Origin of the sequence: Microbacterium sp. NPDC058389 (assembly GCF_042722305.1) — a bacterium.
Taxonomy (GTDB): domain Bacteria; phylum Actinomycetota; class Actinomycetes; order Actinomycetales; family Microbacteriaceae; genus Microbacterium.
The window spans coordinates 111,045-135,579 of the sequence record NZ_JBHXJQ010000007.1; the positions used below are offsets into that span (position 1 = coordinate 111,045).

Sequence of the window (24,535 nt, forward strand, 5' to 3'; positions counted from 1 at the left end):
ACCCTAGGCGGTGGTGCTCAGTGCCCGAAGACGATCAGCAGCAGGCCGCCCAGCACCGCGAGCCCGCACATCCCGAACGAGGCATACGCGCCGACGAGCGCGAGGCGCTTCTGCCCGTCGGTGAGCGGCGACTTCTTCGCCGCCTTCGCCGCGGCCTTCTCGGCGCGACGCGCCTCCTTCTCGGAGATGACGGTGATGGCGTCGGTGAACTCCGCGGGTGCCACCACGGGCACACGTCCCGCGCGCACCAGCAGCCGCACGGCGATGGCATAGAAGCCCACGACGAGCAGCGACGCGATGAGGGCCGCGACGAACACCTGCACGAAGGCGAGCCAGTCGATGTCGATCACTTCTTGTCGCCTCCCTTGCTCGGGCGCGCGGCCGACTTGGCTGCGGCATCCGCCTTCGATCGCTCCCCCGCGGCCTTGGCATCGGCCTTCGCCTTCGCCTTCGCGGCGGCCTTCGCCTCGGCCTTGACGCGCGCCTCCTCCTCGGCGCGGAGGCGGGCCTCCTCGCGCGCGATGCGGCGCTGGCGGCGGGTGGGCGGCGGGTTGCGCTTGACCTTGACCGCGAGGCCCGAGTCGGCGACCTCGCTCATGGCGTTGCTCGCGTTGACCTCGTCGCGCCGCGAGCGCAGGAACAGTCCGACGATGATGATGACGGCGAGGACCGCGTCGATGAAGACGCCCCACCCGCCGAGCCACGTGACGATCAGCGCGGCGACGGCACCGACGGCGCCCGCGGCGGGAAGCGTCAGCAGCCAGCCGATCGCGATGCGGCCGACCGTGCGCCAGCGCACCGTCGACCCGCGGCGACCGAGGCCGGAGCCGATCACCGAGCCCGATGCGACCTGCGTCGTCGACAGCGCGAAGCCGAACGCGCTCGAAGCCAGGATGGTCGATGCGGTCGCGGTCTCGGCCGAGAAGCCCTGGGCAGGCTTGACGTCGGTGAGGCCCTTGCCGAGCGTGCGGATGATGCGCCAGCCGCCGACGTACGTGCCGAGCGCGATCGCGAACGCACACGCGAAGACGACCCACGTGTAGGGGTCCTCCTGGCTCGAGCTCTGCCACCCGGCCACGATCAGCGTGAGGGTGATGACACCCATCGTCTTCTGGGCGTCGTTGGTGCCGTGCGCGAGTGCGACCAGCGACGACGTGAAGATCTGGCCCCACCGGAAGCCGTCGCGGCCGTCGGGCTTGCTGTCGTACCGCCGCGTCAGCAGGTACGCGAGACGGGTCGCCGCGAACGCGATGACACCGGCGGTGAACGGCGCGATGACGGCCGGGAGCACCACCTTGCCGAGCACCTCGCCGAAGTTGATCGACGACAGCGACATCGTGCCGACGATGGTCGCGCCGATGAGGCCGCCGAACAGCGCGTGGGACGAGCTCGACGGCAGACCCAGCAGCCACGTGAGCATGTTCCAGGTGATGGCGCCGATGAGGCCCGCGAAGATGATGGGCAGCATCTCCGAACTGGATATGGCGTCTTCGTTGATGATGCCGTGCGAGATCGTCTTCGACACCTCGGTCGACAGGAACGCGCCGACGAGGTTGAGGCAGGCTGCGAGCAGCACCGCCACCTTGGGCTTGAGCGCACCGGTCGCGATCGGCGTCGCCATCGCGTTCGCGGTGTCGTGGAAGCCGTTCGTGAAGTCGAAGAAGAGCGCGAGAGCGATGACCAGAACGACGATCAGGGCTGCGGTTTCCACCGTTCGCTTTCCGAGAGGGAGTGGGAGAAGGAAGTGCCGACGGGATCGGCGCGACGAACGAAGAGTTCACCAGGACGTAAGGAACCGGCAACCGGCCACGAGAATCCTACAACGCCGAACTGTCGATCAACTCAGCCCAGGAGTTAGCGTGGAACGGTGACTCTCTCAGGCTCCGCTTCCGCCCCGTCCACGCCTGACGACGGCATCCATCCTCCCGTCGCCGCGATCCGCGCGACCGTCCGCTCGCACCACGGCGACGACGTCGAAGACCGCTACGAATGGTTCCGCGCGAAGGAGGACGCGCAGGTCGTCTCCCATCTCGAGGCGGAGAACGCGTACACGCAGCAGCGCACCGCCCACCTCGACGGTCTCCGCCAGCGCATCTTCGACGAGATCAAGGGGCGCACGCTCGAAACCGACCTGTCCGTGCCGACCCGTCGCGGCGACTGGTGGTACTACGGCCGCACGGTCGAGGGCAAGCAGTACGGCATCCAGTGCCGCGCTCCGCTGGCCTCGCCCGACGACTGGACGCCCCCGTCCCTGACCGCCGACACGGAGGTGCCGGGCGAGCAGATCCTGCTCGACAGCAACGTCGAGGCCGAGGGCAGCGAGTTCTTCTCGCTGGGCAGCTTCGAGGTGTCGAACGACGCACGGCTCATGCTCTACGGCGTCGACGTCGCCGGCGACGAGCGCTACACCGTCCGCGTCCGCGACCTCGAGACCGGAGCGGACCTCCCCGACGTCATCCCCGGCACGTTCGCCGGCGCGACCTTCTCGCCCGACGGCCGCTTCATCGTCTACACGACCGTCGACGACGCGTGGCGCCCCGACACCGTCTGGCTGCACGAGCTGGGCACGCCCGTCGAGGACGACGCCAAGCTCTTCCACGAGCCCGACGAGAAGTACTGGGTCGGCGCCGGCTTCACCCGCAGCGACCGGTTCCTCGTCATCGGCCTCGGTTCGTCGATCACGAGCGAGGAATGGCTGCTGGATGCCGACGACCTGCGCGGCGAGCCGCGTGTGGTGTGGCCGCGCACCGAAGGGGTCGAGTACGACTCCGAGCACGCCGTCATCGACGGCGAGGACGTGCTCTTCATCCTCCACAACGACGGAGCGCTGGACTTCGAGCTGGTGCGGGTGGCGGCATCCGACCCGTCCGGTCCCCGTGAGGTGGTCATCCCCCATCGTCCGGGCGAGCGCCTCCTGGGCGTCTCGACGTTCCGCGACTGGGGCGTCGTCGGCTACCGCCGCGGCGGCCTCGCGCGCCTGGGCATGCTGTCGTACGCCGACGGCGCCGTCGACGAGATCGAGTTCGACGAGCCGCTGTACTCGGTCGGCACCGGCGGCAACCCGGAGTGGGCGCCGCCGCTGCTGCGTCTCGGGTACGGCTCGTTCGTGACCCCCGGCACCGTGTACGACCTCGACGTCGCGACTCGCGAGCTGCACCTGCGCAAGCGCCAGCCCGTGCTCGGCGGCTACGAGCCGTCGGAGTACGCGCAGGAGCGCGTGTGGGCGACCGCCCAGGACGGCACGCAGATCCCGATCTCGCTCGTCTACAAGCGGTCCTTCGGCGACGCGGGTGTGGCTCCGCGCCCCGTCCACCTGTACGGCTACGGCTCGTACGAGCACTCGATCGAGCCCGGCTTCTCGGTCCCGCGCCTGTCGGAGCTGGACCGCGGCGTCGTGTTCGCCGTCGCACACGTGCGCGGCGGCGGCGAGATGGGCCGGCAGTGGTACGAGGACGGCAAGCTGCTGGCCAAGCGCAACACGTTCACCGACTTCGTCGACAGCGCGCTGCATCTCATCGACCACGGCTACACGACGGCCTCGCAGCTGGTCGCCGAGGGCGGCTCGGCCGGCGGCCTGCTGATGGGCGCGGTCGCGAACATCGCGCCGGAGCTGTTCGCCGGCGTCCTCGCCGACGTGCCCTTCGTGGACGCGCTCACCACCATCCTCGACCCCTCGCTCCCCCTCACGGTCATCGAGTGGGACGAGTGGGGCGACCCGCTGCACGACCCCGAGGTGTACGCGTACATGAAGACGTACTCGCCGTACGAGAACGTGCGCGAAGGCGTCGAGTACCCGAGGATCCTCGCCGTGACCTCGCTCAACGACACCCGCGTGCTGTACGTCGAGCCCGCCAAGTGGGTCGCGCGCCTGCGTGAGGTGGGCGCCGACGCGCTCCTCAAGTGCGAGATGGTCGCCGGTCACGGCGGCGTCTCCGGTCGCTACAACGCGTGGCGCGAGCGCGCGTTCGAGCTCGCCTGGCTGCTGGACGTCCTCGGCGTCGCCGACGCCTGACCTGCGGCCCGCAGAAACAGCGAGAGAGTGGATGCCTCGGCCCGAGGCATCCACTCTCTCGCTGTCTGATCAGCCGAAGAGCGCGGCGGCCTCTTCATAGCGGTACAGGGGCACCGTGTTGAGCTCGCCGAGCGCTTCGGCGAACGGGACGCGGACGATGTCGGTGCCGCGCATGGCGACCATCTGGCCCCACGCGCCGTCCACGACGGCGTCCGCGGCGTGGAGGCCCAGGCGGGTCGCGAGCACGCGGTCGAAGCCCGACGGCGAACCGCCGCGCTGGATGTGACCGAGGACCGTCGAGCGGGTCTCGATGCCCGTGAGGCGCTCGATCTCGGGCGCGAGGACCTCGCCGATGCCGCCCAGACGCGGGCGGTTGAAGGCGTCGAGGCCCTTGTCGCTGTAGGCCTCGTCCATGCCGGTGAGGGTGAAGCCCTCCGACACGACGACCAGCGGCGCGCGGCCGCGGTCGTGGGCCTTGGTGACGAGGTCGGCGACCTCGTCGATCGACATCGGCACCTCGGGGATGCAGATCGCGTGGGCGCCGGCGGCCATGCCGGCGTGCAGGGCGATCCAGCCGACGTGACGGCCCATCACCTCGGCGACCATGCAGCGCTGGTGCGAGTCGCCGGTCGTGCGCAGGCGGTCCATCGCGTCTGTGGCGATGTTGACGGCGGTGTCGAAGCCGAACGAGTAGTCCGTGGCGCGCAGGTCGTTGTCGATCGTCTTCGGCACGCCGAGCACGTTGATGCCGTCGTTGGCGAGCCGGTTGGCGGCCGCGAGGGTGCCTTCGCCGCCGATCGCGATGATGCCGTCGAGACGGTGGCCGTACATCGTCTTCGCGATGTTCTCGGCGCCGCCCCGGGGACCCTCGTACGGGTTCGTGCGGCTCGTGCCGAGGATCGTGCCGCCGACCTTCGACAGGCCCTTCACCTCGTGACGGGTCAACGGGAAGAAGTCGCCGTCGACGACGCCGCGCCATCCGTCCCGGATTCCCACGAACTCGAGGTCATAGGTCGTCGTGCCCTTGAGCACGACGCCGCGGATGACCGCGTTGAGTCCGGGACAATCGCCGCCACTCGTCAGGATGCCGATCTTCATTGCTGTGTTCCTCGCTGTCGGTGAAGAGGGACGGCGACGCTGCCTCACCCGACATTAGTGCCGGATGCCGCGACCTGCCACACGGCAGGTCGCGGCATCCGTCCGACAGGGCTCAGGCGGCGCCGAGCGCCTGACGCAGCAGGTGCATGAGCGCCGACAGCTGCACCGAGTCGCTCGACTGCGGATCGACCGCCTCGCCGTCGAGCGCGCGGGCCGCGAGACCCTGCTTCGAGTCGATGAGCTCCGCGATCTTGGTGTCGATCGTGTGCGCCGCGATGATGCGCCACGCCGTGACGGGCTCGTCCTGGCCGATGCGGTGCACGCGGTCGATCGCCTGCGTCTGCTCGGCGGCCGTCCACGACAGCTCGGCGAGCACGACGTTCGAGGACGCCTGCATGTTGACGCCCACGCCGGCGGCCGTCAGCGAGCAGACCGCGATCCCGACCTCGGGGTCGTTGTTGAACGCGTCGATCGCCTGCTGGCGGGCGGTGGCCGCCTGGTCGCCGCGCAGCGACACCGTCTTCAGGCCCGCCGCGGCGAAGTGCGCCTCTGCGGCGTCCATGACGTCGATGTGCTTCGCGAAGAAGACGACCTTGCCGACCGAGCGCTGCAGCTGCACGGCGTAGTCGGCGGCGAGCACCGCCTTGGCCTGGCCGATCTTGCGGACCATCGTGAACACGTTCTCGGAGCCCGTGCCGGCGGCCTTGGACTCTTCGAGCTCGTTGTGGGCCACCAGACGCACGATGTCGTCGTCGATCTCACCGGGCGCGAGACCACGGTCGCCGCGCGCCTCGATGATGCGACGGTACTTCGCGGCCAGACGCTCGCCGAGCTCGCGCTCGGCCTGGCGGATCGAGCGGCCGAACTCGTCGTCCAGCTCGACCGGCAGATCGGCGATGAGCTTGTCGGGCAGGTCGGTGGCGACGTCCTTCTTGCGGCGACGGACGATGCCCATCGAGATGACCGCGTCGCGCGCCTCGGGGTAGAACGACTTGTCGGCGGGCGTGAGCCCCGTCTCGTCGAGCTTGTCCATCAGCTCCGGGCCCGGCTTCTCGCCGTTGGTCCAGCCGAGGAACCGCCAGATCGCGTCGAAGTCCTCGACGTCGTTGATCAGCGGCGTGCCGGTGAGGGCGAGCAGCAGCGGATTCGGCACCTGCTCGCGGATGCGGTTCGCGAGCGCCAGCACGTTCTGCGACCGCTGCGACGTGAGGTTCTTGATGAAGTGCGCCTCGTCGACGACGAGCCCCTTGAGACCGATCGAGCTCAGCCACGACAGGTGGCGGTCGAGGATCTCGTAGTTGACGATGAACACGTCGGCGAATGCGTCGATCGCCTCGCCGTCGCCGTGGATGACGGTGGCGCGGCGCTGCGGTGTCCACCGCTCGACCTCGCGCGCCCAGTTCATCTTGACGACGTTCGGGACGACCGCCAGCAGCGGGTAGGCGTCCGCGACGGATGCCGCCAGCACCGACTCGGCCGTCTTGCCGAGGCCCGGCTCGTCGGCGAGGAGGAATGTGCGGTGCCCGGCGCGCACGGCTTCGAGGAAGCGCGACTGGTGCGGCATGACCTCGAGTCCGCGCGGCGACAGCCGGTCGAACTCGGGCACGGGCGGAAGCTCCATCGTGGCGCTGCCGCCGCCGGCGCCGGTCTCGAACGCCTTGTACAGCGGGCCCATGAGCTCCCAGCTGTCCAGTCGCCGGCGCGGCGTCTGCTTGGGCGCGCGCATCGTCAGGTCCGGCGCGAGGAACGGGTTCGCCTCGCGGCGCGCCTCGACCTGCGACGGCACCACCTGACGCTCGGCGAGGGCGGCGGGCACCACGGTCGCGACGACCGGGGCGACGTCGGTGATGATGAGCTCGTCGGGCGGGAGCTCGGCGCCGGACTCGAGCAGCCAGTCACGGCGCATGCGGCGCGCGACCGGCGACGTGGCCTGGTCGACCTCGAGCAGCTGGATGAGCGACGTGTCACGGGCGGCGGTCTTCGCCAGGATCGTGGCGACGCCGTCGAGGCGCTTGAGCAGCTCGGCGCGGGCTGCGTCGGTGAGCGAGGTGTCGCCCTTGACGCGGGCGCGCTCCTCGCGCACCAGGAACGCGATGACCTGGAACTTGACGCGGTTGGTCGGCCCGAGCTTGCCGCGCTGGGCCTTCGCCTCGACCTCGCGCACCTTGCGGGCGAGGATCGGGATGATCGGGGCCTCGTCGTCGCGGCGCGCGGACGAGGACTTGCGGCGACGCTGCGCCGTCTGGGCGGGTGCCGTGGTCGGCATGCTCCTCCTGAGCGTGAGTGCCGGAAACTCGACCGGCGATGATCGGATGACACCGATGGTGCTGCGTGCTCCCGCGGGCGGCGCGAACGCCGTCGCGAACGCGGGATCAGAGTTCGGCTCGGGCGGTCGCGGGCACTCGCTTCTGCGAGCTGCGACGTCGCCTCAGGCCTTCCCCGCCGTCCATTCTAGGGGAAAACGCCTCACCCAGGTGAGGACAGGCCGCGGCATCCCGAGGATTCAGCCCCAGAGCGTCGCCACGATGTCTTCGGTGTAGCCTTCGGGCGCGAAGTTGATCCACGCGGTCGTGATGACGGCGTCGTCGGCGATGTAGTGCGTCTCGCCGCGCGTGTACTCGTTGTCGTCGAGCGTCACGCCCTTCTGCTCGATCCGGCAGACGGTGCCGTCGCCCATCGGCTCGCAGCCGAACCCGGCAGCGCCCAGCGCCGACACGAGGGTCGCGGACTGCTGCGGTTCGATCGCGGTGACGTTGGTGGCCAGGCCGTACTCGCTGGGCTTGCCCCACGAGCAGCGCAGCGTGGGCGCTCCGCTGTGGATGACCTCCAGCAGGTCGGCGTTCTCGGTCGACAGCATCGTGACGCCGGGGTCGTTGAGGGGCGGATTGGCCGACTCGAGGCTCGCGAGCATCGCTGCGGAGTAGATGGTCTCGCACGTCGTCGGCATCTCGAAGCCGGCCTGCGGCTCATCGGTCTCGAACGGCGTGACAGAGGGACCCGGCGTCGGGTCCTTGACCGTGATCGACGGCGAGCTCGACGGCGTCTGCGTGGGGGTGCCTCCCTCCGGCCGGCACCCGGTCGTGACCGCGGCGATCAGCAGCAGCGCCGCCGCACCCACCACGAGCCTCGGCATCCCGATCCGTCCGGTCATCAGGCCTCCGCTCCACCGGTCACGGTCCGAGACTAACGACGACGACCGACGGATGCCGCGGGCCACGCCGTGCGGCCGGGCCGGCGTGGCGGCGGCGGTGGCTCACGGACCCGCGTATGCGCTCTGCCACTCCGACAGGGTGTGCGGGTCGTCGGTGACGATGCCGTCGACGCCGAGCGCGGTGACGGCATCCCACTGCGAGTCGCGGTTGAGCGTGTAGACCACCACGCGGGCGCCGGCAACGTGCAGCTCGTCGACGATGCCGGGTCTGGCGAGCACGGCCTTTCGGCTGACGACGACGCCGCGCGCGCCCGCTTCGGCGACCGCGCTCACGACGTCGGCGGGCAGCTGCTTCAGGATGAGCAGCCGCGAGATGACGGACGATCCGCTCGCGGCCAGGGCGAGCGTGCGGGCGTCGAAGCTCGCCAGGACGATGCGACTCTCCAGGCTGCGCGCGGCCACCTCGGCGATCGCGGCGTCGACGGCCCCGGCATCCCACCGTCCCTTCAGCTCCACGATGGCGCGGCCCTGCGCCCCGGCGAGCGTGTCGAGGAACTCGGTCAGCGTCGGCACCGGCGTGCCCGTGTAAGAGGCGTCGAACCACGAACCGGCGTCGAGCTGCCGCACCTCGGCGAGCGTCAGCGCGGCGAGGCGGCCGTGGCCGTCCGTGGTGCGGTCGACGGTCGCGTCATGCATCAGCACCGGCACGCGGTCGGCGGTGAGCGCGACATCGACCTCGACGTAGTCGAAGCCGCTCGCGAGCGCCGCGGTGATGGCCGGCAGTGTGTTCTCGGGGGCACTGGCGGCTCCCCCGCGGTGGCTGGCGATGAAGGCGGCGTCTCCGGGAGTCCGTGCGGCGCCGAGGAGCTCGCTCGAACTGACGCGTGCGGGCGTCGCACCGAGGAACGCGATGACGATGCTCGCGATGGCGAGCACGCACATGACGGACAGGGCGTGGATCCGGTCGCGGGCGCGATCGGATGCCGCGGATTCGGGCATCGGGCATGTCCTCCGGGGTCGTGCACCACGTCCTCGTCGACGTGGTGCGGACCACTCTACATGCGCCGTTACACTTTCGTTACTTTAGATTCGCGCGGGATCGGCGCACCGCCAGGACCGCGTCCCACAGCGCCTCCGCGACGTCCCGCTTGCTCCCCCGGCGCGCCGCGACGACCTCGCCCGCCGCATCGATGACGGTCACGGCGTTGTCGGCCGACTCGAAGCCGCGCGCCCACCCGACCTCGTTCACGGCGAGCAGATCGGTGCCCTTGCGTGCCGCCTTGCGCCGACCGCGGTCGAGCAGCGTCTCGCCCTCGCCGGGCGTCTCGGCGGCGAACCCGACGATCGTCTGGCCCTCGCGCCGACGGCGCACGAGGCCCGCGAGGATGTCCGCGTTCTCGACGAGATCGAGCGTGATCCCGCCCTCGGGCGCGGCGTCCTTCGAGCGCTTGAGCGAGGACACCTCTGCGACACGGTAGTCCGCGACGGCGGCGGCCATCACGACCACGTCGGCCGTCGTCGCCTCGGACGCCATCACGGTGCCGAGCTCGGCCGCCGTGCCGGCGCTCACGATCCGCACGGACGGGCGAGCGGATGCCTCGGCCAGCACCCCCTCCTCGACGTGGGCCGCGACGAGCACGACGTCGGCGCCGCGGTCCGCCGCGGCGAGCGCCACGGCGATCCCCTGCCGCCCGCTGGAACGGTTGCCGATGAAGCGCACGGGGTCGATCGGTTCGCGGGTGCCACCCGCGCTGACGACGACCCGCAGTCCCGCGAGGTCGGCTGGTGCCGCTGCGGCGACAGCAGCGAGCGCCGCGTCGAGCACGACCTCGGGCTCCGACATGCGCCCGGGTCCGCTGTCGCCGCCCGTGAGCTCCCCGTCCTCGGGGCCGACCACGATGACGCCGCGCTCGCGCAGGACCGCCATGTTGTGGACGGTCGCGGGGTGGCGCCACATCTCGGTGTGCATCGCCGGCGCGACGACGACCGGGGCCGTGGTGGCGAGTAGGGTCGTTCCGAGGAGATCCTCCGCGATTCCCGCGGTCATCTTCGCCAGCGTGTTCGCCGTCGCGGGCGCCACGATCACGAGGTCGGCCGACTGGCCGAGCGAGACGTGACGCACGCGTGCGACGTCCTCGTGGACGGAGGTCGTCACGGGGTTGCGGCTGATCGCCTCCCACGTCGGAAGCCCTACGAACCGCAGCGCGTCGTCCGTCGGGACGACGTGGACGTCGTGCCCCGCCTTCACCAGCAGGCGCACGAGCTGCACCGTCTTGTAGGCGGCTATCCCGCCCGTGACCCCGACCACGACGAACACCCTCCGATCTTGGCACGAAGCGCGACACCGGGTCCGCTCGCCCCGAAACACCCCAGGAGCCCCGCATGTGCACCGTCGTGATCCGTGTCCCGGAATCGGCCGACGAGCCGACGCGCGTGCTGGCCGTGCGCGACGAGGATCCCGCCCGCCCGTGGAACCCGCTCGGCCGCTGGTGGCCTGAGGCGCACGACGGCGTCGTGGGGGTGCGCGACGTGCGCGCCGGCGGGGCGTGGCTCGCCGCCGACCCCGCTGCCGGCCGCCTGGCCGTGCTGCTCAACCGCGCCGACATCGACACGCGCCCCGAGTCCGAGTTTGTCTCGCGCGGCGGGCTCGTGCTCGACGCCGTCGCCGGCCGCTCCCCCGAGGGCGAGCCGCGCACGCACGGTTTCAACCTCGTCGAGGTCGACGGCGGCCGTGCCCGGGTGCTCATGTGGGACGGCGACGAGCTGCGCACCGTCGACCTCGCCCCCGGCACGCACATGATCGCCCATGACGACGTCGACGACCCCGCGACGCCGCGTATCGCCCGGTGGCTGGGCGAGTTCCAGGCGACGCCGCCGGCGGGCGACGGCGATTGGTGGATGCCGTGGGTCGGGGTGCTGGCCCGCTCGGCTGAGCTCGCGCCGACCGACGACGACGCGATCATCCGCGACAACCGCCCTTACGGCTACCCGACCCTGTCGCTCCTCGCGTGCGTGGCCTCCGTCTCGGCGCACGACGTCGACGTGCACTATGGCGAGCTGGCCGAGCCCGGCCAGTGGGGCGGGCTGGAACTGGATTGACCGCCACGATCGCCGAAGGCCCCGCCTCCTCCCGGAGCCGGGGCCTTCGCCGTCCAACGGTCAGATCAGGCTCTTGGTGTGCCAGACCGTCTTCGTCTCCGTGAACGCGGAGATGCGCGCGAGGCTCGGAGCGGCGGCATCCACTCCGTTCTCCGGCGGGAGCACGCGCGTGAGGGTCTCGGCGGCGGCGATCTGCAGGTCGATCCAGTCGAGTTCGCCCGCACCGACGAGGTCGAGCGCGTGCACCTCGGGGTGCGACGCGAGCCACGGCGCGATCTCGGCCGGCGAGCCGGTGAGCACGTTGACGACTCCCCCTGGCACGTCGCTGGTCGCGAGCACCTCGGCGAGGCTGATCGCCGACAGCGGGTACCGCTGCGAGGCCACGACGACGACCGAGTTGCCGGTCACCAACGCGGGCGCGATCGCCGAGACGAGTCCGACGAGCGCGGTGTCCTGCGGAGCGATCACGCCCACGACGCCGGTCGGCTCAGGCACCGAGATGTTGAAGTACGGGCCCGCGACCGGGTTGCCGTTGCCGGCGACCTGGCCGAACTTGTCGCACCAGCCGGCGTACCAGACCCAGCGGTCGATCGCCTCGTCGACCTCGGCCCCGGCGACGGCCGCCGACACACCCGTCTGCTGCACGATCTCGTCGACGAACTGCGCGCGGCGGCCCTCGAGGATCTCGGCGACCCGGTAGAGCACCTGACCGCGGTTGTAGGCCGTGGCCCCCGACCAGCCCTTGACGGCACCGCGGGCGGCGGCGACGACATCCCTCGCGTCCTTGCGCGACGCGAGGGCGGCGTTCGCGAGGAACTCGCCCTTCGGCGAGACGACCTCGTAGGTGCGGCCGGACTCGCTGCGCGGGAAGGCGCCGCCGATGTAGAGCTTGTACGTCTTGGGCACGGTGAGGCGCTTGCTCACTTGGCCACCTCCTTCTTCGCGGCGCGGGCTTCGACGGCACGCGGCGCCGCCGAAGCGCTCTTGAGATACGCGGCCAGGCCGTGTCGGCCGCCCTCGCGACCGTAGCCGGACTCCTTGTACCCGCCGAACGGCGACGACGGGTCGAACCGGTTGAACGTGTTCGCCCACACGACGCCCGCACGCAGCCGGTCGGCGACGGCGAGGATGCGCGAGCCCTTGTCGGACCACACGCCCGCAGACAGGCCGTACGGGGTGTTGTTGGCCTTCTCGATCGCCTCGGCCGGCGTCCGGAACGTGAGCACCGACAGCACCGGGCCGAAGATCTCGTCGCGCGCGATGCGGTGGGACGCCTGCACGTTCGTGAAGATCGTGGGCGCGAACCAGAACCCGTTGTCAGGGATGACGCACGGGGCGCTCCAGCGCTCGGCGCCCTCCTCCTCGCCGATCCTGCTCAGCTCGCGGATGCGGTCGAGCTGCTCGCGCGAGTTGATGGCGCCGATGTCGGTGTTCTTGTCGAGCGGGTCGCCCAGGCGCAGCGTCGACAGGCGGTCCTTCAGGCGGTCGACGACCTCGTCGTGGATCGACTCCTGGACGAGCAGGCGGCTGCCCGCGCAGCACACGTGCCCCTGGTTGAAGAAGATGCCGTTGACGATGCCCTCGATGGCCTGATCGATCGGCGCGTCCTCGAACACGATGTTCGCGGCCTTGCCGCCGAGCTCGAGTGTCAGCTTCTTGTCGGTGCCGGCGACGGCCTTGGCGATCTCGCGGCCGACGGCGGTCGAGCCGGTGAAGGCCACCTTGTCGACATCGGGATGCCGCACCAGGGCCGCGCCGGTCGCACCGGCGCCCGTGACGATGTTGACGACGCCGGGCGGCAGGTCGGCCTGCTGCAGGATCTCGGCGAAGATGAGCGCCGAGAGCGGCGTCGTCTCGGCCGGCTTGAGCACGACCGTGTTGCCCGCGGCGAGCGCCGGCGCGATCTTCCACGCCAGCATCAGCAGCGGGAAGTTCCACGGGATCACCTGGCCGGCGACCCCCAGCGCACGCGGATCGGCGCCGAGACCGGCGTAGTCGAGCTTGTCCGCCCAGCCTGCGTAGTAGAAGAACCACGCGGCCACGAGCGGCACGTCGACGTCGCGGCTCTCCTTGATCGGCTTGCCGTTGTCGAGGCTCTCGGCCACGGCGAGCTCGCGGGCCCGCTCCTGCACGAGGCGCGCGATGCGGAACAGGTACTTGCCCCGATCACGGCCGCTCATCTTCGACCACGTCCGGTCGTACGCGCGACGCGCGGCGGCGACCGCCGCGTCGACGTCGGCCTCGGCGGCCGTCGCGATCGTCGCGATGTGCGACTCGTCCGCCGGCGAGATGGTCACGAACGGGTCACCGGAGCCCGCGCGGAACTCGCCGTCGATGAAGAGCCCGTACTCGGGCTTGAGGCTGAGGATCGCCCGCGACTCGGGGGCGGGTGCGTATTCGAGGAAGCTCATGTTCGTCGTCCCTGGGTCAGTCGATCGTCACGTAGTCGGCGCCGGAGTAATGTCCGGTCTTCAGCTTCTGGCGCTGCAGCAGCACGTCATTGAGCAGGCTCGACGCGCCGTAGCGGAACAGGTGCGGCTGCAGCCATTCCTCCCCCACGGTCTCGGCGACGGTGACGAGGTACTTGATCGCGTCCTTGGAGGTGCGGATGCCGCCCGCCGGCTTGACGCCGATCTTGTCTCCCGTGGCCCGATGCCAGTCGCGCACGACCTCCAGCATCAGGAGCGTCACGGGCAGCGTCGCTGCCGGCGACACCTTGCCCGTCGAGGTCTTGATGAAGTCCCCGCCGGCGAGGATCGCGAGCCACGACGCGCGCTTGATGTTGTCGTAGGTGTTGAGCTCGCCGGTCTCGAGGATCACCTTGAGCGACGCGAACGTGCCGTCCTCGCGGCGGCACGCCTGCTTCACGCGCGCGATCTGGTCGAACACCTGGCCGTAGCGACCCGCGAGGAACGCCCCGCGATCGATCACCATGTCGATCTCGTCGGCGCCGTGCGCGACGGCCTCCGCGGTGTCGGCGAGCTTGATGTCGAGCGACGCGCGACCGCTCGGGAACGCCGTCGCGACCGCCGCCACGCTCACGCCGCCGTCGTCCGGGTCGCCGTGCGCGGAGCCGAGAGCCTCGACCGCGTACGGCACCATGTCGCCGTAGACGCACACGGCGGCGACCCGCGGCGTGGTCTGGTCGGAGGCATCCGGGTTCAGCGCCTTCGCGACGAGCGATCGCACCTTTCCGGGGGTGTCGGCGCCCTCGAGCGTCGTCAGGTCGATCAGCTGGATGATCTTGTCGAGCGCCCATGCCTTGGAGGTGGTCTTGATCGAGCGCGTGCCGAGCCCGGCGGCGCGCTGTTCGAGGCCGACGGCGTCGACGCCGGGGAGGCCGTGCAGATAGCGGCGCAGCGTCGTGTCGTCGGGTTCGCCGCCGAGGAGCTCTAGGGCCCGCTCGGGCAGCGTCACGATGGAGGTGCCTGACATGTCGGGACTGCCTTTCGATGTGTGCGCGGAGCGCGAGGACAGGGTGTCAGCCGTCGAGCAGCTGAAGGGCGATGGACTCGTCGGTCACGAGTACGGTGCACAGCCCGGAGGCGACGACGGCGGCCGCGACGGCGCGTTTGGGCGCACCGGCGATCGCGGCGATCGCGACGGGGGCGCGTCGCAGCTCGTCGAGCGAGAGTCCGACGGTGCGGGCGTCGAGCTCGGGATCGACGATGCGCCCGTCGGCGTCGATGTAGCGGCCGACGACGTCACCGACCGCACCCGCAGCCACGAGGCGGTCGATGTCGGCCTCCGAGAGATAGCCGCTGTCGACGTGCACCGAGCCGTGATCGGCGGCACCCGCGCTGAACAGGTAGGCGTCGGCCGAGCGGGCAAGGTCGAGCACGCGCGCGACGACCCGGTCGGCCTCGATGGCGTCTTTCGTGGCGCGGCGCTCGAGGATCGCCGGGCTCGGCAGCAGCGCGGCGCTGCCGCCGCCCTTCTGCGCGATGCCGACCGCGGTGGCCGCGGCGGTGCCCGGCCGCGGGCTCATGCTCACGCCGCCGTTGATCTGCACGACGTCGGTGTGCGACGACCAGCCGTTGCGCAGGTCGTGCGCGACGTCCGACAGCGTGCGGCCCCAGCTGACGCCCAGCACACGGGGACTCGGGCGCAGCGACGCGAGGTGATCGGCGGCGGCCTGCGCGACGCGCTGCTGCAGTTCGTCCTCGCTGCGCACGCCGACGCGCGAGACGACGACGGCGTCGGCGAGACCGCGCTCATCGCGCAGTCGGCGCTCGAGCTGGGGCCGGCGTGCGCGCGAGTGGAGGATCTCGATGCGGACGAATCCGGCGTCCTTCGCCTGCGTCAGCAGGCGACCGACCTTCCAGCGCGTGATCTGAAGGCTCTTGCCGATCTCCTCCTGCGTGAGGTTCGCCTCGTAGTAGAGCTCGGCGGCGCGGATCGAGAGGAGTTCATCGACAGCGTCCACGATCCTCCCTTCGTCGTCCCTTCCAGGCTGACACAACCCGCACATCCGAGCAACATCTGCACAGACATTGCTCAGATGAGCACCGTGAGCGGGGCCCAGGCGCCTCTGGAACGGTCAGCCGCTCGCCTTCGCCGACGCGGGAGACCCGGGCGCCGCCTTCGCATACCGCAGCAGCACGACCACGCCGATGCCCACCACGACGACGAACGCGATCGTGAGGCTCGTGAAGGCGAACCAGTTCGCGTCGAGCGCCAGCACGATCGCGGCGGACACGACGGCGATGGCCGCGGCAGCCAGCTTCGAGGCGAACTTCAGCCCCACTCCGGGTGTGAGGCGTCCCGCCGGAGAGTCGCCACGCGCAAGGATCAGGTCGGCGAAGGCATCGAGCGTCGCCAGGAGCGATGCGGAGTACGCCACGGCGCAGCCGAGCGCACCCCACAGGTTGACCGAATCCGCGGACGCCGTCTCGGCGAGCCACACCTCCAGTGCGTGCACGCCTCGATGGTAGGGCGGTCGCGGCGCGGGGTCTACGGCAGGCGGATCACGCGAGCTGTTGCCGCACCCGCACGATGTCGTCGGTCATCTGCTCGATGAGCGGGTCGACGCCCTCGAACGCCACCATGCCGCGGATCCGCGACACGAACTCGACCTCGACGACATGGCCGTACAGGTCGAGGTCGGTTTCGTCGAGCACGTACGCCTCGACCTGACGCACGTGCACGTCGTCGAACGTGGGGTTCGTTCCGATGCTGATCGCCGCCGGGTACCGCACGCTGCTGCGAGGGGCGGATGCCTCGTCCCCCGGAGTCCCCTCGTCCACCAGCCAGCCGGCGTAGACGCCCTCGGCCGGCACGAAGCCCTCGAGGTCGGCCGACAGGTTGGCTGTCGGGAAGCCGAGCTCGCGCCCGCGCTTGAGGCCGTGCACGACCTCGCCGCGCACCGCATGCGGCCGGCCGAGCAGACGCGCCGCGCCCGTCACGTCGCCGGCGTCGAGCAGCTCACGCACCCACGTGGACGACACGCGCCGCCCGGCGTCGATCGCGCGCACATCGTCGACGACGTGCACCTCGAACCCGAACTCGGGGCCGAGCTCGCGCAGCAGGTCGGGGTTTCCCGCGCCGCCGCGGCCGAAGCGGAAGTCGGCGCCGACCATCACGATGCGCACGCCGAGCGCGCCCACGAGCACGTGCTCGACGAACTCGCGCGCACCGAGGTCGGCGAGGGCGCGGTCGAACGTCAGCATCAGCGTGGCGTCCGCGCCGGCGTCGGCGAGCAGACGCAGCTTCTGCTCCACCCCGACCAGGCTCTGCGGGCAGATCTCGGGGCGCAGCAGCGCCAGCGGGTTGCGGTCGAACGTCACCGCGACGACCCGCGCACCGGCGGCCTCGGCATCCACTCTCGCGCGGTCGATCACCGCGCGGTGGCCCGAGTGCACGCCGTCGAACTTGCCGATCGCGACGACCGAAGGGCCGAAGCCCGCGGGCACCTCGCCCGGGTCGCGGAAGACGATCACGACGCCACCGCCGTCGTGTCGGGGGCCGCCTGGCGAGTGACCGGACGATGCGTCGCCAGCCACCACAGGCCGAGGAACGGCAGCACGAGCGGCACGAACACGTACCCCATCCCGAACCACGACCACACCGTGGGGTGGCCGAACAGCTCCGGGGCGACGAGGCTCAGCGTGCCGATGATCAGCACGCCGGCGAGCTCGAACACGATCGCTATCCACGCCACGAGGTACCAGCCGGGCCGGCCGGCGAACACGAGCGCGAGCGTCGCGACGATGTACACGACGGCCGAGACGGCCGACAGCGTATAGGCGAGCGGTGCCTCGTCGAAGCGTTCGACGATCTGCACGAAGGACCGACCGGTGGCGCCGAGGGCCATGATCGCGTACACGATCACGAGCACACGGCCGATGCCGGTCATACGGGGGCGGGCGGGCGACGACATAACCACCTGAGTTTAGTTCGTGCGCCCGAAGGCGGGATCCGGATGCCGCGACCCGGCGTCACACGCGCCGCGGCGGAATGCGGCCATCAGGCGGGCTGCAGCGTCCAGATCACCTGCATGCGCCACACCATGACGGCGATCGACAGTGCCGCGACGCCCATGATGACGGTGCTCCATCGGCTGCGTTCGAGGAGGGCCCACGCGACCGCCGCGAACGGCAGCAGCACGGCCGAGACCAGGTACACCCAGAACTCCAGCAGGCTCCCGGTGGGCGGGTTGCCCGCGAACGGGGCGACGATCGCGATGACGACCTGGGCGACGAGCAGCAGCTCCACGAGCGCCAGTGAGCCGACGGTCCAGTCGCTCGGGCGCCGTCCGGCCAGCCCCGCGATGATGCAGAACAGTCCGGCCGCGACGGCGACCACCACCTGCACGATCGTGAACCACAGGATCATCGAGCCGCCTCCTCGGGCATGTTCATCGCGCTCTTGACGTCCGCGCCGCGCCGCTCGACGATGCCGACCAGCACGCCGTCGGGGTCGATCGCGGCGGTCGGGTCGGCTGCCAGCCTCACCGCCGCGCCCGCGAGCCGTTTGCCGTGGCGCAGGTCGCGCGCCTCGTCGGCAGTCACGTCGAACCGCCCGAGGACGGCTGCCGCCGCCTCCGCCGGTGCGAGGAGCGGGGCGTCGGCGATGGCGTCGACCGCGGCCGCTCGCGCGACGTCGAAGGGCCCGATGCGCGTCCGGCGGAGGGCCGTGAGGTGCCCGCCGACCCCGAGCGCGGCGCCGAGGTCGCGGGCGAGCGAGCGGATGTACGTGCCGCTGGAGCAGTCGACGACGACGTCGAGGTCGACGACTCCTCCGGTGCCTGAGCTGGTCGAAGGGCGCCGCTCGGCGAGCACGTCGAACCGCGACACGGTGACCTCGCGGGCCTTCAGCTGCACGTCCTCCCCCGCACGGGCGAGGTCGTAGGCGCGGCGGCCGTCGACCTTGATCGCCGAGTACGTGCTGGGCACCTGCGAGATGCGGCCGGTGAGGGGCGTGATGCGCTCGGCGATCCGGGCGGAGTCGAGGGAGGAGGCATCCACCGTCGCCACGGTCTGTCCGTCGGCGTCGTCCGTGTCGGTCGAGACGCCGAGCCGGATGGTCGCCTCGTACGTCTTGTCGAGGCCGACCACGAAGGTCAGCAGGCGCGTCGCGCCCTCGACCCCGAGCACGAGCAGGCCCGTCGCCATCGGGTCGAGGGTGCCCGCGTGACCGATCTTGCGGGTCCCCAGAGCGCGCCGCGCGCGGGCGACGACGTCATGGCTCGTGATGCCCTGCGGCTTGTCGACCAGCAGGATGCCCGCGGCGGCCATCAGGCGACGATCCGGGGGTGGGCGAGGTCGGCGTTGTCGACGACGATGGATGCCGCCTCACGCGGCCGCGCCTCGTCGAGGTACAGCTGCTGCCCCTGGCGGTAGCGGGCATTGGAGGGAGCGTCCGGGTCCGGGTCCGAGCCGTCGCGGAGCGCCATGCGCGCGTAGGTCATGGCGAAGGGCACGTCGAGCCAGATGGACCAGTCCCACAGGTCCTGGAGCTCGGGGCGGTTCAGGAAGATGCCGTCGACCACGAGCACCGCGTCGAGAGGCGCCGTCACCCACTGCGACTCGACCGGGGTGTCGCGCGTCACATCGAACGCGGTCAGCTGGAACCCCGTCGTCCCGGCCGTCTGAGCGCCGTCGCGGAACGGGTCCAGCAGCACGCGCCGGAAGGTGGCGTAGTCGTACGAGTCGCGGTAGAAGCCCTCGGGGCTGCGGCGGCCGAGGGCGTACCGCTCGGCGCGCGGCCGGTGGAACCCGTCGATGCCCGCCCGGAACACGGCGTCGCCCGCTTCGGCGAACACCTCGGCCAGGCCGTCGGCGAACACCGTCTTGCCGGCCCCGTCGAGGCCGTCGACGGCGAGCACGACGCGTCCGGCCGGGTACCTCCGCCGCGCCCGGTCGCGTACCTCGCGCCACAGCGTCGTGGTCGGTGTGACGGGAAGGCGCATGCCTCCAGCCTACGGCGCGGCGACGGCCCGGCCGTGCGCCCGGTCGACCGCGTTCGGGGTCGGGCAGGACGAGCGGAGACCTAGGCTGGAGCCCATGCCTGATCTCGCGACGCCCCTCGTGGCCTGGTACCGCGAGAACGCACGCGACCTGCCGTGGCGGCGCCCCGGGTTCGGGGCGTGGGGCGTGCTGGTCAGCGAGTTCATGCTGCAGCAGACGCCCGTCACCCGGGTGATCCCGCACCTGGAGGCGTGGCTGCGACGCTGGCCGACGCCGAGCGACCTGGCCGCCGCCGCGCCCGCCGACGCCGTGCGGCAGTGGGCCAACCTCGGCTATCCGCGCCGCGCGCTGTGGCTCCATCGCGCCGCGGTCGAGATCCGCGACCGGCATGACGGCGTCGTGCCGCGCGACGTCGACGCGCTGCTGGCCCTCACCGGCATCGGCGACTACACCGCGCGAGCCGTCGCCGTGTTCGCGTACGGGGACCGGCATCCCGTCGTCGACACGAACACGCGACGCGTCCTCGCACGCGCCGTCGACGGACGTTCGCAGCCCGGACCGCCTTCGCGCCGTGATCTCGACGCGATGTCGGCCATCCTGCCCGACGACGTCGCCGCGGCAGCCGTCGTCAACGCCGCCGCCATGGAGCTCGGCGCCACCGTCTGCACGGCACGGTCGCCGCGCTGCGACGTCTGCCCGCTGCGCGACCGATGCGCGTGGCTCGCCGCAGGGCGCCCCGACACGGGCGACGACCGCCGCAAGCAGGCCAGGTACGAGGGCAGCGACCGTCAGGCGCGCGGCGCCGTGCTGAAGACGCTGAGGGATGCCGCCACCCACGCCGTGCCGCTGGCCGAGGTCGTGCCCGACTGGCCCGACGCGCTGCAGCGCGACCGCGCGATCGACTCGCTCATCGCGGACGGGCTCGCAGAGGCGTCCGACGGGACGCTGCGGCTCCCCCGGTAGCGAGGCCGGGGACTGCACAGAATCGCGCCGGAACCCTGCGATTCCGACGCGATTCTGTCAAGGCAGTCAGCCTCGAGGACGCTGTGCTTACTCGTCGTCCTCGAGTTCGCGGGGCTTGACGTACGGGTCGGCGTCGCCGGCATACGTCGCGCCGACCGCGAGACCGGCGACGGACTCGTCGCGCTCGCGCGCCTCGCGCAGCAGGTCCTCGATGTGGACCGCGTTCTCGGGGATCGCGTCGGCGATGAACTCCAGACTCGGCGTGAGCCGCACGTTGAGGTGCTTGCCCACCTCGGAGCGCAGCATCCCGGTCGCCGACTTCAGCGCCTTCGCCGACTCCTCGCGCTCCTCGGCCGAGCCGAGCACGGTGTAGAACACCGATGCGTGCTGAAGGTCGCCGGTCACGCGGACGTCGGTGATCGTGACGAAGCCGAGCCGCGGGTCGCGCAGCCCCTTCTCGAGACGCTCGGCGAGGATCACGCGGATGCGGTCGCCCAGCCGGGCCTGACGTTCCGAAGACATGAGTGCTCCTTAAGGGGATGATTCCGGATGCCTCCCGAAGGAGGCATCCGGAATCAGTGACGCGGACTCAGCCGCGCGGCTTCTCGACCATCTCGGTGGTCTCGATCTCGTCGCCCACCTGGATGTCGTTGTACTTGCCGAGGCCGATACCGGCTTCGTAATCGGTGCGCACCTCGGTGACGTCGTCCTTGAAGCGACGCAGCGACTCGATCGCCAGGCCGTCGGCGATGACCACGCCGTCGCGGATGACGCGCGCCTTGGCGTTGCGCGTGATCGTGCCCGAGCGGACGATGACACCGGCGATGTTGCCGAACTTCGAGGAGCGGAACACCTCGCGGATCTCGGCGACGCCCGACTGGACCTCTTCGTACTCCGGCTTGAGCAGACCCTTGAGCGACTGCTCGACGTCGTCGATCGCGTTGTAGATGACCGAGTAGAACCGGACATCCACACCCTCGCGGGCGGCGCGCTCGCGCGCCTTCGTGTCGGGACGGACGTTGAAGCCGATGACGATCGCGTTGTCGATCGTCGCCAGGTTGATGTCGGACTCGGTGATCGCACCGACGCCGCGGTGGATGATCCGCAGCTGCACCGAATCGTCGACCTCGATCTTGAGGAGCGACTCCTCGAGCGCCTCGACGGCACCCGACACGTCACCCTTGATGATGAGGTTGAGCGACTCGACCTTGCCCTCTTCGAGAGCACGGGTGAAGTCCTCGAGCGAGATGCGCTTGCGGGCCTTGGCCAGCTGGGCGTTGCGCTCGGCCGCTTCACGCTTCTCGGCGATCTGGCGGGCCGTGCGGTCCTCCTCGGTGACGATGAACGTGTCACCGGCGCGGGGCACGGAGTTCAGACCCTGCACCTGGACCGGACGCGACGGGTAGGCCTCTTCGACCGGGTCGCCGTTCTCGTCGATCATGGCGCGCACGCGGCCGTAGGCCGTGCCCGCGACGATCGCGTCGCCGACGCGCAGCGTTCCCGACTGGATGAGGACGGTGGCCACCGATCCGCGACCCTTGTCGAGCTTCGCCTCGATGGCGACACCGCGCGCGTCCTTGTTCGGGTTGGCCGTGAGGTCCAGGCCCGCGTCCGCGGTGAGCAGCACCGCATCGAGGAGCTCCTGGATGCCCGTGTTCTGGCGGGCCGACACGTCGACGAACATGACGTCGCCGCCGTACTCCTCGGCGACCAGGCCGTACTCGGTCAGCTGCTGCCGCACCTTGGCCGGGTTGGCCTCGGGCTTGTCGACCTTGTTCACCGCGACCACGATCGGCACGTTCGCCGCCTGGGCGTGGTTCAGGGCCTCCACCGTCTGCGGCATGATGCCGTCGTCGGCCGCGACCACGAGGATCGCGATGTCGGTGACCTGCGCACCACGGGCACGCATGGCGGTGAACGCCTCGTGACCCGGGGTGTCGATGAACGTGATGGCGCGCTCGATGCCGTCGTGCTCGGTCCAGACCTGGTACGCACCGATGTGCTGCGTGATGCCGCCGGCCTCGCCCGCGACCACGTTGGTCTGGCGGATGGCGTCGAGCAGTCGCGTCTTACCGTGGTCGACGTGGCCCATGACGGTGACCACGGGAGGACGGATCTCGAGGTCTTCCTCGTTCTCCGCCTCCAGTTCGGCCTCGAGGTCGAGACCGAAGCCCTCGAGGAGCTCCTTGTCCTCGTCCTCGGGCGAGACCATCTGGATCTTGTAGCCGAGCTCGGCGCCGAGCACCTCGAACGTCGCCTCGTCCAGCGACTCGGTGGCCGTGGCCATCTCGCCGAGGTTGAAGAGGATCGTCACGAGCGTGCCGGGCTGCACGGTGTAGCCGCGCAGCGCCTCGAGCTTGTCGGCGAAGTCCGCGATCGACGCACCGCGTCGCATGCGGATGATCTCGCCGTTGCCCTTCTGGACGTTGACGCCGCCGACGACAGGCGCCGACCGCATCTCGAACTCCTGCCGCTTCGCGCGACGCGACTTGCGCTGCTTCGACTTGCCGCCGCCCTTGCCGAAGGCACCCGCGGTGCCACCGCCGGGACCGCGGCCACGACCGCCGCCACCGCCGGGACGACCCGCGAAGCCGCCGGGCGCGCCTGCGCCGGGGGCACCGCCGGGGCGCTGGAAGCCGCCGGCACCGCCGGGACGACCGGGGCCGCCGGGACGCTGCTGGAAGGGAGCGCCGGGACGACCGCCGCCACCGGGACGACCCGCACCGCCCGGGCGCGGGGCGCCGGGACGCGGGGCGCCGGGACGCGGAGCCTGCGGACGCGGGATGTTGCCGGGCGACGGGCGCTGGCCCATGCCCTGCGCCGACGCGAACGGGTTGTTGCCCGGACGCGGGCCGGCGGGACGCTGACCCATGCCCTGCGACGAAGCGAAGGGGTTGTTGCCGGGGCGCGGCGTGCCACCCGGACGCGGCGCCTGCGGCGTCGCGCCGGCGGGGCCGGGCTTCGGGGCGCCGGGCTTGGCACCCGGGGCAGCAGGAGCCGCGGGAGCGGCCTTCGCCTCGGGGGCGGCCGGAGCCGCCGGTGCGGCGGCAGCCGGAGCCGCGGGAGCCTCGGCGGCCGGAGCCGCCTTCGCCGCGGGAGCGGCCGGTGCGGCCTTCGCCTCGGGGGCGGCGGGCGCCGCCGGGCGCGCCGGACCGGGCTTGACGGCCGGGCCGGGCTTGGCCGCGGGACCGGGCTTGGCAGCCGGGGCGCCGGGCGTCGCGGCGGGGCGCGCGCCGGGCTTGGCAGCCGGAGCGGCCGGAGCCGCTGCGGACGCGCCGGAGCCGTCGGCTTCGAGCGCAGCGCGAAGCTTTCGCGCCACGGGGGGTTCGATGGTGGACGAGGGGCTCTTGACGTATTCGCCGAGCTCCTTCAGCTTCTCGAGCGCGACCTTGCTGTCGACGCCGAGCTCGGAAGCGATCTCGTGCACGCGTGGTTTGGCAGCCACAAATTCTCCTGTCTGGGGTCTGCCCAGACAGGGCAGACCGTTATCGGCGGACGGGTCTCATTTCGAGCCGTTCACTTTGTTTCCATAGCCGTTCAGCCTTTTCGCTGGATGTGCTCTTCGATGGTCTGCGTGTCAAGCGGGCCTGACACACGCAATGCCCGTACGAAGGCGCGGCGCCGGATGGCGGCATCCACGCATTCCCGCGTCTCGTGCACCCACGCGCCTCTTCCGGGCATCGATGCGCGCTCGTCGACGACGAGAGCGGAATCAATGGAGACCACCCTGAGGAGGGTGGACCGGAGAGCACGCGTGCGGCATCCGACGCACGTTCGTACGGCTTCCATCCTACACCGACTCGC

At 71.2% G+C, this 24,535-nt stretch carries 23 protein-coding genes; 3 read left to right on the plus strand and 20 right to left on the minus strand.

The genetic code is table 11. From position 1 onward, the window contains the following. Positions 1-17: 17 nt before the first annotated feature. Together ACFWJ8_RS11620 and ACFWJ8_RS11625 are read right to left on the minus strand one after the other, a co-directional pair. Positions 18-350: a peptidase gene (locus ACFWJ8_RS11620; RefSeq protein ID WP_378811504.1), complete on the minus strand. Its 333-nt coding sequence runs from the start codon at positions 348-350 to the stop codon at positions 18-20. Beyond that, positions 347-1,711, minus strand: coding sequence for an anion permease (locus ACFWJ8_RS11625; RefSeq protein WP_378811506.1), 1,365 nt, complete (start codon positions 1,709-1,711; stop codon positions 347-349). Before ACFWJ8_RS11625 ends, ACFWJ8_RS11620 begins: the two co-directional genes overlap by 4 nt. A 204-nt stretch (positions 1,712-1,915) precedes the next feature. Here ACFWJ8_RS11625 and ACFWJ8_RS11630 point away from each other — a divergent pair, with 204 nt between their 5' ends. Continuing rightward, the gene (locus tag ACFWJ8_RS11630; protein WP_378811715.1) at positions 1,916-4,012 is read left to right on the plus strand and encodes a S9 family peptidase; all 2,097 of its coding nucleotides are present in this window, start codon (positions 1,916-1,918) and stop codon (positions 4,010-4,012) included. Positions 4,013-4,081: 69 nt separating this feature from the next. On the opposite strand, the gene ACFWJ8_RS11635 is transcribed toward ACFWJ8_RS11630, so the two are convergent. From ACFWJ8_RS11635 to coaBC, 5 genes are all read right to left on the minus strand, one after another. Next, positions 4,082-5,110 carry an ATP-dependent 6-phosphofructokinase gene (locus ACFWJ8_RS11635; RefSeq protein WP_378811508.1) on the minus strand — a complete coding sequence of 343 codons (1,029 nt, stop codon included), beginning with the start codon at positions 5,108-5,110 and terminating at the stop codon, positions 4,082-4,084. A gap of 112 nt (positions 5,111-5,222) precedes the next feature. Beyond that, entirely contained in the window at positions 5,223-7,376 is a 2,154-nt protein-coding gene (locus tag ACFWJ8_RS11640) for a DEAD/DEAH box helicase (RefSeq protein WP_378811510.1), read from the minus strand. A 237-nt stretch (positions 7,377-7,613) separates the two neighbouring features. Further along, on the minus strand, positions 7,614-8,261 hold the full coding sequence (locus ACFWJ8_RS11645; RefSeq protein ID WP_378811512.1) for a hypothetical protein: 648 nt from the start codon (positions 8,259-8,261) through the stop codon (positions 7,614-7,616). Between the two features lie 102 nt (positions 8,262-8,363). Then, the gene (locus ACFWJ8_RS11650; RefSeq protein WP_378811513.1) at positions 8,364-9,260 is read right to left on the minus strand and encodes a glycerophosphodiester phosphodiesterase family protein; all 897 of its coding nucleotides are present in this window, start codon (positions 9,258-9,260) and stop codon (positions 8,364-8,366) included. Between the two features lie 79 nt (positions 9,261-9,339). Next, positions 9,340-10,578, minus strand: coding sequence for a bifunctional phosphopantothenoylcysteine decarboxylase/phosphopantothenate--cysteine ligase CoaBC (gene coaBC, locus ACFWJ8_RS11655; protein WP_378811514.1), 1,239 nt, complete (start codon positions 10,576-10,578; stop codon positions 9,340-9,342). 65 nt (positions 10,579-10,643) lie between these two features. Here coaBC and ACFWJ8_RS11660 point away from each other — a divergent pair, with 65 nt between their 5' ends. Then, complete coding sequence (locus ACFWJ8_RS11660; protein ID WP_378811515.1) at positions 10,644-11,360, plus strand: NRDE family protein; 717 nt, start codon at positions 10,644-10,646, stop codon at positions 11,358-11,360. Positions 11,361-11,420: 60 nt separating this feature from the next. On the opposite strand, the gene ACFWJ8_RS11665 is transcribed toward ACFWJ8_RS11660, so the two are convergent. From ACFWJ8_RS11665 to ACFWJ8_RS11710, 10 genes are all read right to left on the minus strand, one after another. After that, the gene (locus ACFWJ8_RS11665; RefSeq protein ID WP_378811517.1) at positions 11,421-12,284 is read right to left on the minus strand and encodes an aldehyde dehydrogenase family protein; all 864 of its coding nucleotides are present in this window, start codon (positions 12,282-12,284) and stop codon (positions 11,421-11,423) included. Beyond that, positions 12,281-13,771, minus strand: a complete 1,491-nt coding sequence (locus ACFWJ8_RS11670; RefSeq protein ID WP_378811518.1) for an aldehyde dehydrogenase family protein — start codon at positions 13,769-13,771, stop codon at positions 12,281-12,283. The genes ACFWJ8_RS11665 and ACFWJ8_RS11670 overlap by 4 nt, the downstream gene beginning before the upstream one ends. A 16-nt stretch (positions 13,772-13,787) precedes the next feature. After that, positions 13,788-14,795 carry a deoxyribose-phosphate aldolase gene (deoC, locus tag ACFWJ8_RS11675; protein ID WP_378811520.1) on the minus strand — a complete coding sequence of 336 codons (1,008 nt, stop codon included), beginning with the start codon at positions 14,793-14,795 and terminating at the stop codon, positions 13,788-13,790. 46 nt (positions 14,796-14,841) lie between these two features. Further along, positions 14,842-15,786, minus strand: a complete 945-nt coding sequence (locus ACFWJ8_RS11680) for a sugar-binding transcriptional regulator (protein WP_378811521.1) — start codon at positions 15,784-15,786, stop codon at positions 14,842-14,844. 114 nt (positions 15,787-15,900) lie between these two features. After that, on the minus strand, positions 15,901-16,281 hold the full coding sequence (locus ACFWJ8_RS11685; protein WP_378811522.1) for a hypothetical protein: 381 nt from the start codon (positions 16,279-16,281) through the stop codon (positions 15,901-15,903). Positions 16,282-16,327: 46 nt separating this feature from the next. Further along, positions 16,328-17,299: a bifunctional riboflavin kinase/FAD synthetase gene (locus ACFWJ8_RS11690; protein ID WP_378811524.1), complete on the minus strand. Its 972-nt coding sequence runs from the start codon at positions 17,297-17,299 to the stop codon at positions 16,328-16,330. Continuing rightward, positions 17,296-17,739 (minus strand): hypothetical protein, encoded by a 444-nt coding sequence (locus tag ACFWJ8_RS11695; protein ID WP_378811526.1) that lies wholly within the window; start codon positions 17,737-17,739, stop codon positions 17,296-17,298. The genes ACFWJ8_RS11690 and ACFWJ8_RS11695 overlap by 4 nt, the downstream gene beginning before the upstream one ends. Positions 17,740-17,825: 86 nt before the next feature. Next, positions 17,826-18,194, minus strand: a complete 369-nt coding sequence (locus ACFWJ8_RS11700) for a hypothetical protein (RefSeq protein ID WP_378811528.1) — start codon at positions 18,192-18,194, stop codon at positions 17,826-17,828. After that, a complete protein-coding gene (truB, locus tag ACFWJ8_RS11705) occupies positions 18,191-19,096 on the minus strand; it encodes a tRNA pseudouridine(55) synthase TruB (RefSeq protein WP_378811530.1) in 906 nt (301 codons plus the stop codon). Before truB ends, ACFWJ8_RS11700 begins: the two co-directional genes overlap by 4 nt. Then, a complete protein-coding gene (locus ACFWJ8_RS11710) occupies positions 19,096-19,770 on the minus strand; it encodes a uridine kinase (RefSeq protein ID WP_378811531.1) in 675 nt (224 codons plus the stop codon). The genes truB and ACFWJ8_RS11710 overlap by 1 nt, the downstream gene beginning before the upstream one ends. 94 nt (positions 19,771-19,864) lie before the next feature. Here ACFWJ8_RS11710 and ACFWJ8_RS11715 point away from each other — a divergent pair, with 94 nt between their 5' ends. Beyond that, positions 19,865-20,731 (plus strand): A/G-specific adenine glycosylase, encoded by an 867-nt coding sequence (locus ACFWJ8_RS11715; RefSeq protein ID WP_378811532.1) that lies wholly within the window; start codon positions 19,865-19,867, stop codon positions 20,729-20,731. Positions 20,732-20,818: 87 nt separating this feature from the next. Here ACFWJ8_RS11715 and rbfA read toward each other — a convergent pair whose 3' ends face one another. From rbfA to ACFWJ8_RS11730, 3 genes are all read right to left on the minus strand, one after another. Next, positions 20,819-21,253: a 30S ribosome-binding factor RbfA gene (rbfA, locus tag ACFWJ8_RS11720; protein WP_378811533.1), complete on the minus strand. Its 435-nt coding sequence runs from the start codon at positions 21,251-21,253 to the stop codon at positions 20,819-20,821. 67 nt (positions 21,254-21,320) lie between these two features. Further along, a complete protein-coding gene (gene infB, locus ACFWJ8_RS11725; RefSeq protein WP_378811534.1) occupies positions 21,321-24,176 on the minus strand; it encodes a translation initiation factor IF-2 in 2,856 nt (951 codons plus the stop codon). Between the two features lie 92 nt (positions 24,177-24,268). Continuing rightward, positions 24,269-24,520, minus strand: coding sequence for a YlxR family protein (locus ACFWJ8_RS11730; protein WP_378811535.1), 252 nt, complete (start codon positions 24,518-24,520; stop codon positions 24,269-24,271). Positions 24,521-24,535 lie beyond the last annotated feature (15 nt).